Origin of the sequence: Micromonospora sp. NPDC005710, from assembly GCF_040630995.1 — a bacterium.
Classification (GTDB): Bacteria; Actinomycetota; Actinomycetes; order Mycobacteriales; family Micromonosporaceae; genus Micromonospora.
This window is the reverse complement of sequence record NZ_JBEXYP010000017.1, coordinates 81,356-96,826: the sequence shown is the minus strand read 5'-3', so window position 1 is coordinate 96,826 and position 15,471 is coordinate 81,356. Positions and strand designations below refer to the sequence as shown.

17 protein-coding genes are annotated in these 15,471 nt (G+C 71.1%); 13 read left to right on the top strand and 4 right to left on the bottom strand.

Annotated features, from left to right (window positions below):
• The 11 genes from ABZ406_RS22615 (at position 1) to ABZ406_RS22565 (ending at position 10,650) form a co-directional block, all read left to right on the top strand.
• On the top strand, positions 1-936 hold the full coding sequence (locus ABZ406_RS22615) for an ABC transporter permease (protein WP_357764896.1): 936 nt from the start codon (positions 1-3) through the stop codon (positions 934-936).
• A 4-nt stretch (positions 937-940) separates the two neighbouring features.
• Positions 941-1,831 carry an ABC transporter permease gene (locus ABZ406_RS22610; protein ID WP_357764893.1) on the top strand — a complete coding sequence of 297 codons (891 nt, stop codon included), beginning with the start codon at positions 941-943 and terminating at the stop codon, positions 1,829-1,831.
• Complete coding sequence (locus ABZ406_RS22605) at positions 1,831-3,474, top strand: ABC transporter ATP-binding protein (protein ID WP_357764890.1); 1,644 nt, start codon at positions 1,831-1,833, stop codon at positions 3,472-3,474. The genes ABZ406_RS22610 and ABZ406_RS22605 overlap by 1 nt, the downstream gene beginning before the upstream one ends.
• A complete protein-coding gene (locus tag ABZ406_RS22600; RefSeq protein WP_357764888.1) occupies positions 3,471-4,679 on the top strand; it encodes an LLM class flavin-dependent oxidoreductase in 1,209 nt (402 codons plus the stop codon). Before ABZ406_RS22605 ends, ABZ406_RS22600 begins: the two co-directional genes overlap by 4 nt.
• Before the next feature lie 15 nt (positions 4,680-4,694).
• The gene (locus ABZ406_RS22595; protein WP_357764885.1) at positions 4,695-6,050 is read left to right on the top strand and encodes an NtaA/DmoA family FMN-dependent monooxygenase; all 1,356 of its coding nucleotides are present in this window, start codon (positions 4,695-4,697) and stop codon (positions 6,048-6,050) included.
• Positions 6,047-6,529 carry a GNAT family N-acetyltransferase gene (locus ABZ406_RS22590; protein WP_357764882.1) on the top strand — a complete coding sequence of 161 codons (483 nt, stop codon included), beginning with the start codon at positions 6,047-6,049 and terminating at the stop codon, positions 6,527-6,529. The genes ABZ406_RS22595 and ABZ406_RS22590 overlap by 4 nt, the downstream gene beginning before the upstream one ends.
• A gap of 28 nt (positions 6,530-6,557) precedes the next feature.
• On the top strand, positions 6,558-7,625 hold the full coding sequence (locus ABZ406_RS22585) for an LLM class flavin-dependent oxidoreductase (protein WP_357764879.1): 1,068 nt from the start codon (positions 6,558-6,560) through the stop codon (positions 7,623-7,625).
• A 19-nt stretch (positions 7,626-7,644) separates the two neighbouring features.
• Entirely contained in the window at positions 7,645-8,772 is a 1,128-nt protein-coding gene (locus tag ABZ406_RS22580) for an LLM class flavin-dependent oxidoreductase (protein ID WP_357764877.1), read from the top strand.
• 39 nt (positions 8,773-8,811) lie between these two features.
• Positions 8,812-9,522, top strand: a complete 711-nt coding sequence (locus ABZ406_RS22575; RefSeq protein WP_357764874.1) for an isocitrate/isopropylmalate family dehydrogenase — start codon at positions 8,812-8,814, stop codon at positions 9,520-9,522.
• 409 nt (positions 9,523-9,931) lie between these two features.
• Positions 9,932-10,327, top strand: coding sequence for a VOC family protein (locus tag ABZ406_RS22570; RefSeq protein WP_357764871.1), 396 nt, complete (start codon positions 9,932-9,934; stop codon positions 10,325-10,327).
• Positions 10,328-10,476: 149 nt separating this feature from the next.
• Positions 10,477-10,650: a hypothetical protein gene (locus tag ABZ406_RS22565; RefSeq protein ID WP_357764869.1), complete on the top strand. Its 174-nt coding sequence runs from the start codon at positions 10,477-10,479 to the stop codon at positions 10,648-10,650.
• A 159-nt stretch (positions 10,651-10,809) separates the two neighbouring features.
• Here ABZ406_RS22565 and ABZ406_RS22560 read toward each other — a convergent pair whose 3' ends face one another.
• Positions 10,810-11,139 (bottom strand): transcriptional regulator, encoded by a 330-nt coding sequence (locus ABZ406_RS22560; protein ID WP_357764866.1) that lies wholly within the window; start codon positions 11,137-11,139, stop codon positions 10,810-10,812.
• The gene (locus ABZ406_RS22555) at positions 11,136-11,594 is read right to left on the bottom strand and encodes a hypothetical protein (protein ID WP_357764863.1); all 459 of its coding nucleotides are present in this window, start codon (positions 11,592-11,594) and stop codon (positions 11,136-11,138) included. Before ABZ406_RS22555 ends, ABZ406_RS22560 begins: the two co-directional genes overlap by 4 nt.
• A 229-nt stretch (positions 11,595-11,823) precedes the next feature.
• Between ABZ406_RS22555 and ABZ406_RS22550 the strand changes: the two genes are divergently transcribed.
• A complete protein-coding gene (locus ABZ406_RS22550; RefSeq protein ID WP_357764860.1) occupies positions 11,824-12,483 on the top strand; it encodes a hemerythrin domain-containing protein in 660 nt (219 codons plus the stop codon).
• A gap of 113 nt (positions 12,484-12,596) precedes the next feature.
• On the opposite strand, the gene ABZ406_RS22545 is transcribed toward ABZ406_RS22550, so the two are convergent.
• Positions 12,597-13,349 carry a GNAT family N-acetyltransferase gene (locus ABZ406_RS22545; protein ID WP_357764857.1) on the bottom strand — a complete coding sequence of 251 codons (753 nt, stop codon included), beginning with the start codon at positions 13,347-13,349 and terminating at the stop codon, positions 12,597-12,599.
• Positions 13,346-14,335 carry a sigma-70 family RNA polymerase sigma factor gene (locus ABZ406_RS22540; RefSeq protein ID WP_357764854.1) on the bottom strand — a complete coding sequence of 330 codons (990 nt, stop codon included), beginning with the start codon at positions 14,333-14,335 and terminating at the stop codon, positions 13,346-13,348. The genes ABZ406_RS22545 and ABZ406_RS22540 overlap by 4 nt, the downstream gene beginning before the upstream one ends.
• Positions 14,336-14,658: 323 nt before the next feature.
• Between ABZ406_RS22540 and ABZ406_RS22535 the strand changes: the two genes are divergently transcribed.
• On the top strand, positions 14,659-15,405 hold the full coding sequence (locus ABZ406_RS22535; RefSeq protein ID WP_357764852.1) for a BTAD domain-containing putative transcriptional regulator: 747 nt from the start codon (positions 14,659-14,661) through the stop codon (positions 15,403-15,405).
• Positions 15,406-15,471: the final 66 nt, after the last annotated feature.

Sequence of the window (15,471 nt, the reverse complement as noted above, 5' to 3'; positions counted from 1 at the left end):
ATGAGCCCACCACCCGTACGTGCCGTCGCCCGCCGACTCGGCGCCGGCCTGGTCGTCCTCTGGGTCGCAGCCACCGCCGCCTACCTGGCGCTGCTGGCCGCCCCCGGAGACACAGTGGACAATATCGTCGGCGACGGCGCGGACACCCCGCAGATCCGCGCCGAGATCATCGCCGACTGGGGCCTGGACCGGCCGGCCGTCGTGCAGTACCTCGACTACCTCGAGCGGTTGGGTGGCGGCGACCTCGGTCGCTCGTACCTGTTGCAACGACCCGTCACCGAGATCATCGGCGAACAACTCGCCCCCACCCTCACCCTCGCGGTCGCCGCCGCCGGGCTCGGGGTGTCGCTCGCCCTACTCATCGCGGTGGCCACCGCCGGGGACCGGCGACCGTGGCTGCGCCGGGTCAGCTCCGGCGCCGAACTGCTGCTGGTCTCCACCCCGTCGTTCCTGATCGGCCTTCTGCTGCTCAGTGTGCTCTCGTTCCGGTTCGGGCTCTTCCCGGTCTCGGGCGACAGTGGACTCCGCGCATTGGTGCTCCCCGCGGTCACCCTCGCGCTACCCATCGCCGGGCTGCTCACCCAGGTGCTGCGCGACGGCATCGACAAGGCACTCGACGAGCCGTTCGTGCTCACCGCCCGGTCGCGAGGCGCACGGGAACGAACGGTGTTGGTACGCCACGCGCTGCGGCACGCCGTCCTGCCGGCCGTCAGTCTGGCCGGCTGGGTCTTCGGCATCGTCATCGGCGGCACCGTCATCGTGGAACAGGTCTTCGGCCGGCCCGGCCTCGGCCAGGTCACCCTCTCCGCGGTCACCACCCGGGACATGCCGGTGGTGCTGGCCGTCGTCACCCTCTCCGCCGCCGGCTACGTCGTGGTCAACACCACCGCGGACCTGGCGTACCTGCTGGTCGACCCGCGTCTGCGAAGGAGCTGACCCGATGACAGTCACAGTGGGCCCCCCGCTCACCGACGCGCCCGCCCGGATCTTCGTCGACCAGACCGAACCGGTCGTACGCCGACGATTTCGGCCGCGGCCCGGCCTGCTCGTCGCCGGGGCGTACCTCGTTTTGCTGGTCGTCGCCGCGGCCTGGCCGGCGGCGCTGGCGCCCGGTGACCCGCTCGCGGCCGACCCGCTCGCCGTGCTGAGTCCGCCCGGCGCCGGGCACTGGTTCGGCACCGACCACCTCGGCCGCGACGTCCTGACCCGGGTGGTGCACGGCGCCGGTCACTCGCTCACCATCGGTGTGGCCGCCACCGCGATCGCGGTGACCGGTGGGGTGCTGCTCGGCCTGCTCGCCGGGCTCACGCACCGGGTCGCCGACGAGGCACTGAGCCGCACGTTCGACGCGCTGTCGGCGTTCCCGATGTTGCTGCTGGCCCTGTTGTTCATCGCCATCGCCGGAACCGGCACCGGCAGCCTGATCGTGGCCATCGGCATCGCCACACTGCCGCACCACGCCCGGGTGGTCCGTGGTCAGACGCTTCTGGTCCGCCGCTCCGGCTTCGTCGAACAGGCAGTCACCTTCGGGCAGTCGCGGTCCCGGCTGGTGCTGCGGCACGTGCTGCCCAACGTGGTCGGGCCGGTGCCGGTGCTCGCGGTGATCGGGCTCGGTGAGGCGGTCCTGGCCGCCGCCGGGCTCAGCTTCCTCGGCATGGGTCCCCAGCCGCCGTCGCCGGAGTGGGGCGCGATGCTCTCCGAGGGGCGCAACTATCTCCACGTGGCGTGGTGGATCAGCATCCTGCCCGGCCTGGCCGTCACCGCCACAGTGGTCTCGCTGACCGTGGTCGGCCGGCACTGGCAGGCCCGCTTCGATGGGCGGCGACGCTGATGGCACCGCTGGTCACGGTCGAGGACCTGCACGTCGACTTCGACACCCCGTCCGGCCGGGTGGCCGCGGTGCGCGGAATCAGCTTCACCGTCGAGCGTGGTGAGTGCGTGGCAGTCGTCGGGGAGTCCGGCTCCGGCAAGAGCGTCACCGCCCGTACCCTTGTCGGTCTCGCCGGCCCGGACGCACGGGTCCGCGCCGCCCGGCTCGACCTGGCCGGCGAGGACGTGCGGACATACCGCCCACGGGACTGGCGGCGGGTCCGGGGTCGCCTCGCCGGGCTGGTCCTGCAGGACGCGCTGGTCTCCCTCGACCCGCTGCGCACCGTGGGCGCCGAGATCGGCGAGGTGCTCACCACCCACGGCATCGTCGGCCGTACCGAACGGGCCGGCCGGGTCGCCCACCTGCTCGACCTGGTCCACCTGCCGGAGCCGCAGCGTCGCGCCCGACAGTATCCGCACCAGCTCTCCGGCGGGCTGCGGCAGCGCGCGCTGATCGCCTCGGGGATCGCCGGGGAACCGGCACTGCTCATCGCCGACGAGCCGACCACCGCGCTGGACGTCACCGTGCAGGCCCAGATCCTGCGGCTGCTCGCCGAACGCCGGGCCGCCGGGGTGAGCCTGCTGCTGATCAGCCACGACCTGGCCGTGGTCGCCCAGGTCGCCGACCGGGTGCTGGTCATGCGCGACGGTCGCATCGTCGAGCACGGGCCCACCGACCGGCTGCTGCGGGCACCGGAGCACCCGTACACCCGGCAGTTGTTGGCCGCGGTGCCGTCCGCGACCTCGCGGGGCCGACGGCTCGCCGGCGCGGCCCCCGGCGGAGCTGCACGGGCGGCGCTGCCCGCCCGGCCGGAGGTCCGCGCCGACGACACAGTGCTCGACGTGGGCGGCCTGACCAAGAGGTACGGCGAGCACACCGTCGTGCACGACGTCTCATTCACCATCGCGCGGGGCGAGACGCTGGGCCTGGTGGGGGAGTCCGGTTCCGGCAAGAGCACGGTAGCCCGGATCGTCGCCGGTCTGCTCGATGCCGACGCGGGCACCGTCACCTTCGAGCAGACGCCGTGGGCCGCCGTGCCAGAGCGGACCCGGCACCCGCTGCGACGCAGGTTGCAGCTCATCTCGCAGGACCCGCTGAGTTCCTTCGACCCGCGCTACAGCGTCGGGCGGGTCGTTGCGGAGAACCTCGACCCCGACGTCGGCCGTGCGGACCGCCGTCATCACGTCGTCGACCTGCTGCGTCGCGTCGGCCTCGGCGCGGACCTGCTCGACAGACATCCCCGGCAACTCTCCGGCGGGCAGCGGCAGCGCGTCGCCATCGCCCGCGCCATCGCACCCCGACCGAGTCTGATCATCTGCGACGAGCCGGTCTCCGCGCTCGACGTCTCCGTGCAGGCCCAGGTGTTGGACCTGCTGGCCGAGCTGCGCGCCGCCGACGGCACCGCGCTGCTGTTCATCTCGCACGACCTGGGCGTGGTGCACCACCTGAGCGACCGGGTGCTGGTGATGCACGACGGCACTGTGGTCGAGCAGGGACCGGTCGGCGACGTCTTCACCTACCCCCGACACGACTACACCCGATCGCTGCTCGACGCGCTGCCCACGCTCGTCGCCGCCGGCCGACCGCAGGAGGAACGCCCATGACCGAGAAGACTTTGCACCTGGCAGTCGCCCTCGACGGCCTCGGCTGGCATCCCGCCGCCTGGCGTCTCTCGCGCGCCGGCGCCTCGGCGCCGCTGACCGCCCGCTACTGGGCGGCCCTCGCCGGGGAGGCCGAGCGAGCAACCCTGGACCTGCTCACCTTCGAGGACAGCCTGGACCTTCAGTCGACGCGACCCGACGGCCCCGACGGCCGGGTCGACCAGCTCCGCGGACGCCTCGACGCGGTGCAGATCGCGGCCCGGTTGGCCCCGCTGACCCGGCACATCGGGCTGGTACCAACCACCAGCACCACCCACACCGAACCGTTCCACCTCGCCACGGGGGTGGCCACACTCGACCACCTCAGCGGCGGCCGGGCCGGCTGGCGGCCCCGGGTCTCCGCCCGGCGAGCCGAGGCTGGTCACTTCGGCCGTCGGGAGATCCCCGCGCTGGATCCGGCCCGGCTCGACGACCCGGACGTCGTCCGACTCGTCGGTGACCTCTTCGCGGAGGCCGGCGACGCCGTGGAGGTGGTCCGCCGGCTGTGGGACAGCTGGCAGGACGACGCCGAGATCCGGGACGTCGCCAGCGGGCGCTTCGTCGACCGGGAACGGCTGCACTACATCGACTTCGTGGGTCGGTGGTTCTCGGTCAAGGGGCCCTCCATCGTGCCCCGCTCGCCGCAGGGCCAGCCGGTGGTGGCCGCGCTGGCCCACTCGTCGGTGCCGTACGCCTTCGCGGCCCGGCACGCCGACGTCGTCTTCGTCACCCCGGCCGACGCCGCGCACGCCGCCGCGGTCGTCGCCGAGGTCCGGGCGGCCGAGGCGGTCGTCGGCCGGACCGAGCCGCCGCTGCGCGTGTTCGCCGACCTGAACGTCCTGCTTGACGAGCCGCCGACCCACGCCCGGCGGCGCGGTGCGCGTCTCGACGAGCTGCACGGCCAGCAGTTCAGCTCGGACGCGGCCAGCTTCACCGGAACGGCGGCCGACCTGGCGGACCTGCTCGCCACCTGGCAGCGCTCGGGCGTGGACGGTTTCCGGCTGCGACCCGCCGTCCTTCCCCACGACCTGACCCTGATCACCCGTGCGCTGGTGCCCGCGCTGCGGGACCGGGGGCTGTTCCGCGTCGGGTACCCGGGCGGGACGTTGCGCGACCTGCTCGGCCTGCCCCGACCGGCCAGCCGGTACGCCGTCGCGGCGACCGCCTGATCTCTGGAGACCGCCATGCCCAAGCAGATCATCCTGGCCGCGCACTTTCCCGGCGTCAACAACACGACGGTGTGGAGCGACCCGGACTCCGGTAGTCACATCGACTTCTCCTCGTTCGTCCACCTGGCCCGCACCGCCGAGCGCGGGAAGTTCGACTTCTTCTTCCTCGCCGAAGGGCTGCGCCTGCGCGAGCAGCGCGGGCGCATCCACGATCTGGACGTGGTGGGCCGTCCGGACACGTTGACCCTGCTGGCCGCCCTCGCGAGCGTCACCAGCCACCTCGGGCTCGCCGGCACCCTGAACACCACCTTCCGCGAGCCGTACGAGCTGGCCCGCCAACTGGCCAGCCTCGACCACCTCTCCGGTGGTCGCGCCGCCTGGAACGTCGTTACCACGTCCGACGCGTTCACCGGGGAGAACTTCCGCCGGGGTGGTTACCTCGACCGTTCCCTGCGCTACGAGCGGGCCGCCGAGTTCCTCCGGACCGCCCGCGAGTTGTGGGAGTCCTGGCCGGCGAAGGCGATCGTGGGGGACCGCGACGGCGGCCGGTACCTGGCGGAGGCGGACCCGGGCGGGTTCGCCCACCCCGGCGACCAGTTCGACATCAGCGGCCACTTCACAGTGCCGCGCAGCCCGCAGGTGCACCCGGTGATCCTTCAGGCCGGTGACTCGCCCGACGGACGCGAGTTCGCCGCGTCCAGCGCCGACGCCATCTTCTCCCGGCACGGCACGTTGGAGGACGGCCAGGAGTTCTACCGCGACGTGAAGTCCCGGCTCGCCAGGCACGGCCGCCATCCCGACGATCTGAAGATCATTCCCGGGGTCACCTTCGTGCTCGGCGACACCGACGCCGAGGCGCAGGAGCGCGCCCACCACATCCGCCGCCAGCAGGTCAGCCCGCAGACCGCGATCCTGCTGCTGGAACAGCTGTGGAACCGGGACCTGTCCGCGTACGACCCGGACGGCCCGTTGCCCGTCGAGGACCCCGACGTCAGCGCCGACGTGATCAGTCGAGGCCGGGCCGGCATGTACCCGGACCCGGTCGGTACCGCCCGCCGGTGGCGCGCCCTGGCCGAGGAGAAGGGCCTCGGGATCCGTGACCTGATCATCGAAGTGACCGGTCGGCAGTCCTTCGTCGGCACCCCGCGGCAGGTCGCCGACCGGATGAACCACTTCGTCCAGTCCGACGCCGCCGACGGTTTCATCCTGGTGCCACACCTGACCCCGGGCGGTCTCGACCAGTTCGTCGACCAGGTCGTCCCACTGTTGCAGGAGCGCGGCGTCTTCCGCACCGAGTACACCGGCACCACCCTGCGCGACCACCTTGGTCTCGGCCCCGCCCGCCCGGTCGGCCGCGTCGGTGCCGCGTGACCACGCCAGTCACGGTCTGCCGCCGACGGTGGGACGACCCCGACGCCACGGCCCTGCGGGCCGGAATGACCACCGAACTGCGTCACCGGTACGCCGACCGTCCCGACGACCCGATCCACCTGCCCACGGCGCAGGTGCTGAGACCGGGCTCGGTCGCATGGACGGGCGTGGCGTACACGGCCGACGCCACGCCGGTCGGCCACGCCGCGATGCGGTGGCACGGTCGCGACCTGGAACTCAAGCGGATGTACGTACCGCCCGCCCACCGGGGGCACGGCATCGCCGGAAGTCTGCTCGACGCGGCCCGGGAGGCCGCCGGCCAGCTCGGCGTGGTACGCATCGTGCTGCAGACCGGCGACCGCCAACCCGACGCGATCCGCCGGTACGAGCAGCCCGGTTACCGGCCGATACCGGTCTTCGCCCCGTACGACACCCTGCCCTACTCGCGCTGCTTCGCCCTGGCGGTACGCCACCCATGACCCCTGTGCCGGAAGCGACGGTCCCCGCATGAAGTTCCTGCTGATCACCCTGATCACCCACCTGCCCGACCCGGTAACCGGTCAGCGCCGCGGCACTACCGAACGGTTCCGCGAGGTGGTCGACACTGCTCTCCTCGCCGAGGAGCTCGGCTTCGACGGGTACGGCGTCGGCGAGCGGCACGAACGGCCGTTCATCTCCTCGTCGCCTCCGGTGGTGCTGAGCCACATCGCGGCCCGTACGTCCACCATCCGCCTCTTCACCGCCGTCACCACGCTCAGCCTGCTCGACCCGGTCCGCGCGTACGAGGACTACGCCACCCTGGACCACCTCTCCGGCGGTCGACTCGAACTGATCATCGGCAAGGGCAACGGGGCCGCGCAGGCCCAACTGTTCCACGTCACGGCCGAGGACCAGTGGGATCGGAACCGGGAGGGCTACGAGCTGTTCCGTCGGCTCTGGCGGGAGGACAGGGTCACCTGGTCGGGGACGTACCGGCCGTCGCTGACCGAGGCCGAGACCTGGCCGCGCCCGCTGCAACAGCCGATCCGCGTCTGGCACGGCAGCGCCACCAGCCGGGAGTCGGTCGACCTGGCCGCCCGCTACGGCGACCCGCTCTTCTCCGCGAACGTCACCAACCCCATCGAGCCGTACGCCGAGCTTATCCGCCACTACCGGGACCGCTGGGTCCACTACGGTCATGACCCGGCCGACGCCCTGGTCGGCGCGGGATCGGCCGGCTTCTACGTGACGCGCACCTCGCAGGAGGCGATCGAGCGGTACCGACCGATCTTCGACGCCCGGGTCGCGGCGTTCCAGCGGCTCGGTCTGCCGGCGGTCTTCCCCACCCTGGAGGACGCCATCGAACGCAGTTCCATCCTGGTCGGCAGCCCGCAGCAGATCATCGACAAGGTGCTGCGCTATCACGGGGAGTTCGGCCACGAGGTCATGCACCTCCAGGCCGATCACGACGGGCTGACCGACAAGCAGCATCGAGAGAGCCTGGAACTGTTCCAGGCCGAGGTGGCGCCCGTGCTGCGGCGAGAGATCCCCAGTCGCCCCTTCGCACCGGCGGTGACCGCCACGCCGGCGGTCTGAGAAGAGACGGGAAACCACAATGCCATCGACACCCCTGTCCGTCCTCGACCTGTCGCCGGTGCCCGCCGGAGGCACCGTCGCCGACGCCCTCCGCAACACCGTCGACCTGGCCCGCCGGGTCGAGCAGTCCGGCTACCACCGTTACTGGTTGGCCGAGCACCATCTCGCCGTGGGCGTCGCCAGTTCGGCGCCGGCGGTGCTCATCGGGCAGGTCGCCGCGGCCACCAGCGTGCTCCGCGTCGGCTCCGGCGCCGTTCAGGTCGGTCACCGCACCGCCCTGTCGGTGGTTGAGGAGTTCGGCACCCTCGCCGCGCTGTACCCGAAGCGGATCGACCTCGGGCTGGGCCGTTCCGGGCAGCGGCGCGTCGAGGCGGCCCGGGAACTCACCGCTCCCACGAACGTGCCGCCGGTCGAGGCCCGGGTCGTCGACGGACTGCTGATCCCGCCGCCGTTCTCCTACGCCCGGGTGCTCGCCTCACCGCGCTTCGCGCAGGCCAGCGCGTTGCTGCACCAACCGGGCGCGCAGCCGCCGGCCTTCGCCGACCAGGTGGCCGACGTCCTGGCCCTCCTTCGTGGCGACTACACCGACGAGAACGGTCTGGACGCGCACGCCGTACCGGGGGAGGGTGCCGACCTCTCGGTGTGGTTGCTGGGCAGCAGCGGCGGCGAGAGTGCTCAACTCGCCGGCGCGCTCGGGCTGCCCTTCGCCGCGAACTACCACGTGAGCCCCTCGTCGGTGCTCGATGCGGTGACCGCCTACCGGGCCGCGTTCCGGCCCTCCCCGGCGCTGGCCCAGCCGTACGTGGTGGTCTCGGCCGACGTGGTCGTCGCCGAGACCGACGAGACCGCACGTCGGCTCGCCGCACCGTACGGGCCCTGGGTGCGCAGCATTCGCAGCGGTGACGGTGCCATCCCGTTCCCGCGCCCGGAGCAGGCCGCCGCGCTGACGTGGACCGACGAGGACCGCGAATTCGTCGCCGACCGGGTGGACACCCAGTTCGTGGGATCGCCGGGGACAGTCGTCGAGCGGCTGCGCGTCCTGCGTGACGTCACCGCCGCCGACGAACTGCTGATCACCACGATCACCCATGCGCACGGCGACCGGGTCAGCTCGTACGAACTGCTCGCGAAGGAGTGGCGGGACTGATGGCGTCCGCCTCGCGATCGACGCGCCGGTGCAGATCGTATGAGCGCCGGAGTGGACTCGGAACGCCTCCTCGGTGAGGCTGGCACCGGTCTCAGTGCGACTCCGGCAGCGGGAGCATGGCCAGGGGCACGTGGTGCTGCCCGGCGTGGATGTCGCGGTCGCGCAGGCTGCCCTGAGCTGGCCAACCGTCGCCCGAAACGGCACCTGACGTCCGCCACCAAGAGCAACGGCATCTCCATCTCCATGCCGTACTGGGACGAGCGGGTGGCCGCGATGGGCGGGCAGTTCTCCGACGTTCGCCTGGACAAGTTCCACATCGACGCGCTCGCGGCGCAGTTCGTGCTCCACCCGGAGTGGTTCGACGTCGTCGTGGCCAGCAACCTCTTCGGCGACATCCTCTCCGACCTCGGCCCGGCCTGCACCGGCACACTCGGCATCGCCCCGAGCGCCAACATCAACCCTGAGCGTGAGCACCCGAGCCTGTTCGAGCCCGTGCACGGCTCGGCACCCGACATCGCCGGCAAAGGTATCGCCAACCCGATCGGCCAGATCTGGTGCGGCTCGATGATGCTGGAGCACCTCGGCCATCCGGAGGCTGCCGCCCACCTGCTCGGCGCGGTCGAGGACGTCCTGGCGTACGGGCCCGGGCAGGCGCCGCTGACCCCCGACCTGCAGGGCACCGGCACGACGGCGGAGCTGGGCCGAGCGATCGCCGAGAGGGTCAGTGAACGCCCGTCCGGCACGGCATGAGGTGACGGCAGGTCGCGCTCTCGTCAGCGCCTGACCCTCTACTGGCGTAGCCGGTTCGGCTGTGTGGTGACCGCGCGATCCCCGCGCTCCACGGGGCGATGCCGACACCGGCGTCAAGACGCGGTCTCGGTCTTCGATCGTCTGCGGGAACGGCCGGTGGTCGTCCGGGCGTCGCAACGGGGTCTTGCCGATCCGCCTGCACTGTGCTCCGTACGGATTCCGCGCCACCTGGCATCACCGAGGCGCGTTGGCAACGGGTCTGGCGCCGTGAGCGGGACGACCGGCCGCTGCCGCTCGTCCCCTGAGTTCGAGGTGCACGGATCTACCGCGACCACGCAGGACCGGACGCTCTGTTGGCCGTTGTCGACTCACGGGGCGGCCAGGAGGGCCCTGTCCCACGTACGCTGCCGTGGTGCAGATCGACCTGGTTGCCCTCATTGTCGACGAGTACGACCCCGCGATCGCGTTCTTCACCGACGTACTCGGCTTCGACCTCGTCGAGGACTCCCCATCGCTGACCAACGATGGTCGACCCAAGCGGTGGGTCGTCGTCCGGCCGCCGGGCGCCCAGACCGGGCTCCTGCTCGCTCGCGCCGACGGAGAACACCAACGTGCCGCGATCGGTGACCAGTTGGCCGGCCGAGTCGGGTTCTTCCTCCGCGTCGACGACTTCGACGCCGCATACCGGCGGATGGTCGAGGCCGATGTCACCTTCGTCCGAGCGCCACGAACCGAGCCCTACGGCCGGGTCGCGGTCTTTCTCGACATCGCCGGCAACCGGTGGGACCTGCTGGGGACCACCTGACGTCGCGCACCTGCCCGCCGAGGTGCCGAGGTCACCGATCCTGATCGGCCGCTCGTCGAGTGGATTCGCTTCAACCAGAGCGCGGGACAGGTCACCCGGCTCGCGGGGCTCGACGAGCGGCATTCCGGAGAACGACGGATACTCGCCTGATGACTGGACCGGATCTCGACCCCGAACAGTATCCGCCCATCGACCCCCGCGAGCCGGTGCCCGACGACCCGGGCGTCCTCCTGCCCGGCGCGTCGGACGAACTGCCAGAAGCCCCTGCCGAACCGATGCCGGACGATGGTGGGAACGCCGGAGGCGTACGCGAGCCGGCCTAGCTCGGTTCGTGGACGTGTTCGACGCGCGCCAGGCGGATGGCTCGAACGTTTCCGGACATGATCCGGGCTTGTGGAACGGGGTGGCCATCCGCCGCGGCGCCGGCCGTACCCCCTGCACTGCCGTCCCGGGGCGTGGCGTCGCGGCAACGACACCCCCGTCTAGCTGGACTGCTCGGGGGCATGTGTCGGGTCGGGGCGGACGACCCGCGTGGCGATCTCCTGCAGGGCAGCGATGTGGGCGCTCAGAGCCACGCGACCGGTCGTGGAGAGGTTGATCCAGGTACGCGGGCGCTTGCCCACGTAACCCTTGCGGACCTCGACGTAGCCGCCGTCGCTCAGGGCTGAGATCCGCTTGGACAGGGCCGAGTCGCTCAGCTCCACGGAGTCGCGGACGAAGGCGAACTCGGCCCACTCCGTTCCCGCCAGCAGCGCCAGGATGGCCAGTCGGGTGGGATCGAGTAGCGCGGGGTCCAACTTGGGTTCGGTCAACGTCCGGTCTCTCTGGTGAGGATCCTGCGCTGCCACCACGGACCTGCGGCGGCCACCAGGACACCGCCGGCGAGCCCGCTCCACAGGGCGACGTGCGGAACGTCCATGGCCGCGGCGATCGTTGTGCCGCCGATCAGGACGGCAAGCACCAGCAGCAGCCAGAGCACGCTCGCCGGGTCGGGCGTGACGCGCGGACGCACCGGCCGACGGAGCAGCGAACCGCCCAGGCGTGTGTTGCCCAGCAGAGAGGCGAACAGCAGCAGGAGGACGATGGCGCTGCCCCAGGTGCGGATGAACTGTGGTTCACGGTCGGCGAGGAATCCGTACGCCGCGATCAGGACCCCGGCCACGATCCAGCCCCACCGGGAATGGCCGGCCGCCGCTGCCGTCTGGTTGCGTCGCCGGTCGACATCCCGCAGGGCCGCTTGGGCTTCCTCGGGTGTGGGGGTGTTCACGATGCGGCTCCTTCATGCTCGGCAAGTACTTGCTCGTACGGAAAGTTAACACTCGCTTTCCGTGCGAGCAAGTACTTGCCGAGGCGTTGCCCCGTCGTTGTGAGCGTTCACTGTTCGTCAAGAGCAGGCCGTTACGGTTTCAGGGGCAAATCGGAATGTCAGTGGGCCGTTCGATGGTCGGCCGCGCCTCTGCCACATCGAACGCGCACGGAATCAAGGAAAGAGAACCATGGCAGACAGCCGCGACATGTACCTCGTCCACAACGCCTTCCGACGCGAGTTCCCCGCTGCCGCGGCACTCGTACGGACCACTTCTGCCAACGACGGCGTCGCCGCCGCACGGGTCGCCGACCACGTGCTCATCCTCACCGGTCTGCTGAACCTGCACCACGCCGGCGAGGACGAGAAGGTCTGGCCGAAACTGATGCAACGGGGTCCGAGAGAGATCGCGCCGTTGGTCGAGACCATGGAACGTCAGCACGAGGGCCTGCATGAGGCACTCGGCGAGGTGGAGAGTCGGTCCCACGCCTGGCGCCGGAGCGCGACCGCTGTCGACCGCGACGCTCTCGCCGCGGCTGTCGAGGCCCTGGTTCCGCCGATGCTGGAGCACCTGGTCACCGAGGAGACGCACCTACTGGCATTGATTGACAAATACCTGACGGACAAGGAGTGGGCCGAGGTTGGCGCGGCTGCGATGGCCACCATGCCGAAGAACCGGTTGCCCATGGCCTTCGGGATGGTGTTGCGCGACGGCACTCCCGAGCACGTCGCGGGTCTCAGGGCGGTCATCCCGGGTCCGGCCTGGTTCGTGCTCTCCCGGCTCGGGCCGGGCGCGTACACCCGGTACGCCCGTCGTCTGGGCCTGGACAGGGTGCGCAGCGCCGCCTGACCGGTACTGACAGTCGCACGATGTAGGGCAGCCGGAGATCCGGCTGCCCTACATCGTGCGCTCGGGCACGGCAACGCCGCCCGGGCCTGGGGCCGGGCGGCGTCGCCACAAGCTCACTCCGGGAGTTGGTAGAGGCGATAGCGGGCGACGGTGTCGAAGCCGATCCGCCGGTACACCGGCTCGCCCTCGGCGCTTGCCTGCAGCGTGGCGATCCGCCGCCCCGACTCGCGGGTGATGCGCAACGCCTCGCGGGTGAGGGCGGTCGCGATTCCGCGTCGGCGGAAGGCGGGGTCCGTGGCGATGCAGTACAGGGCGCCGACGTCGGTGCCGAGCGACACTGTGCACGTGCCGACGGTACGGCCGTCGAGGGTGCCCGCGAGTCGGACCACCTCGGGGTAGGCGAAGCCGAGTTCCCGGTCGACGACGATCCCGAGGTCACCGGGGATGCCGAGCGGTCCGGCGTAGGCCTCGACGTACTCCCGCATCCCGACCGGGTCGACGATGGTCCGGATCGTCAGGTCGGCGGGCGCTGCGACAGCGGCCACCGTGGTCACGTCCACCGCCATGATGGGCATGTCGCCGATTTGCTCCGCGCCGCGCTCGAGCAGACCTTCGGCGGTGCCGTCGTCGCTGTCCGCGCCCACCCACCAGCCCCACCGTGAGCCGGTGAGGTGCTTCGTCGCCTCCGCGATGGCGTCGTCCAGTTGCCGACCTCGGACGCGGAGGACGCCGTTGAGCAGCGGGTGAGGGATTTCGGTGCGGTAGGTCGGAAGGTCGGTGTCGGGACGCGCGCCGGCCCAGCCGCACCAGTAGCGGCGGTTGGCGGCGAACTGTGGCTCCAGGTCATGGATCGAATTTGTGGTCATACCTTCCAGGACCTGGTGTGGCGGCCAGAAGTTCGATTCGCCGGGGAAGTGATCACCGGGTGGGTCGGTCGCGGGGTGTGCAGGAGGCGCACCTCACACACCAGGCCCTTCTTCTCGCGGAGCAGCCAGGTCCCGCCGGGCGGGCAGTGGTACGGATCCTCCGGCGGGTTGATGAAGGCGTTCTCCCAGATCGTGATGCCCGCACCAGCCACCACTCCGGTGATCTGGTGGGCGACGCCGGAGTCGTAGTCCCGTCGCATGGCCGCGAAGACCGGTTCGCGGCCGATCGTCCGTTCGCCACTCGGCCAGTAGAAAGTCAGGTCCTCGGCCCAGCGCGCGGTCGCCTTGTGCATCGGCGCACCGTTGGACACCGCGGACAGGATTGTCGTCGCCTCCTCGCGTCGTTCGGCCTGCAGGGACGTGGTCTCGTCGTGCCGCTCCTCGTGCAGGCGGGGCAGGACGTCGGCCAGCTGACGGCGCGCTTCGCTCAGGCGGCTGCGGACGGTGCCGATCGGGACCCCACACAGCTCGGCGATCTGCTCGTACGAGTTGTTCTCGGTGAAGTAGCGCAGCAACGCCACCGTCTGCGCGGCCGGGGACAACCGGTGCAGTCCGTGCCAGATCCAGTCCCGCACGGCGCTGCGGTCGATGCGGGCGGCCGGATCGTCCCGCTCCGAGGCGAGCAGATTCTCGCCGGCCACGCCGACCGGGACGGGCCGGTGAGAGCGGAGAAGCTTCCGGCAGTTGTTTCGCACGATGGCGTGCAGCCAGGGCCGCACCGCAGACGGGTCGCGCAACTCGCCGATCCGGCAGAACGCCGTGATCGCCGCATCCTGGCAGGCATCCTCGGCGTCGGGCCCGGCGCCCAGGATGCGGTGTGCCACAGCGAGCATGCCGGCGTAGTGAAGCTCGAACAGCAGCCTGAAGCTATGCGGGTCGCCCAGCTGGGCGGCCCGGATCACCTGCTCCGCGTCGCCTGCCGACACGGGTCCCGATGTTGGTAGGAGCATCCCGGAACGCTAGCTCGGGCTGGGGAAATCCTTCGCAGCGAACCGAACTTTCCTCCTGCCGCCTGGATCTGCAGTACATGCCCATCGACATCAGCCAGGACCACGCCGTCGGCGAGAAGTTCCACGTCGTACCCTGTTCAACCCCGACGTCCGTTCCGCCGAACGCGACACCCCGCCCTTCCGGCAGCCGGAGGGAGGGACGCTCGATCCAGCCACCGTTACGTGAATCCTCGCCAGAACCTGTCTTCTCCGGCCGGTCGTCCGAGCCGGGACCGGAGGATGCGCTGCACCTGCAGATCATGGGCCCGCTGCGGCTCTGGCGCGGTGCGGTCGAGCTGGACGCGGGCCCGCGTCAGCAACGCGGCCTGTTGGCACTGCTTATGGCTCGTGCGGGGCGGCCCGTCAGCACCAGCGATCTGACACGCCTGATGTGGGGTCCGGATTCGCCGGCCAGCTCGGTGAACGTCATCCACAAGTACGTCGGAGCGCTGCGCCGCCTGCTCGAACCCGGTCTACCCGCACGCACAGCCGGGTCCTACCTGCTGCGGCACGGCAACGGTTATCGCTTCGAGGCCGGGCCGGAGACGCTCGACCTCGGCGCGTTCCGCCGGCACGTCTCGGCCGCCAAGTCGATTCTCGGGCAGGACCGTCCCGCCGAGGCGCTCGACCACTACCTGAACGCTCTGCAGCTGTGTCACGGTTCGGCCGGTGACTTCTTGATCGACAGCGCGTCGGCGGCAGCGACCTTCGCCGGCATCGACAGCGAGTTCTTCGACGCCGCAGTGGCCGCCGCCGCGGTGGCCGTGCGGGTGCGTCAGCCCGGCCGGGTACTGGCCCCGCTGCGGCTCGCCGCGGAGATGGGCCCGCTCAACGAGCCGATCCACGCGTGCCTGGTGACGACGCTCGCCACGGCAGGCCATCAGGCCGAGGCATTGGCGGTCTACGGCGCGATCCGCGCCCGCCTCGACGACGAGCTGGGCATCGACCCTGGACACGAGCTGCTGACGATCTTGAAAGACCTGGTGATTGGGATGAGGCGGAGGTGAGGCTTCGGCCTGAGCCCAGACGCCGACACGATCCGCAGCGGCTAATCATGCCTGCGCACGTCCAGG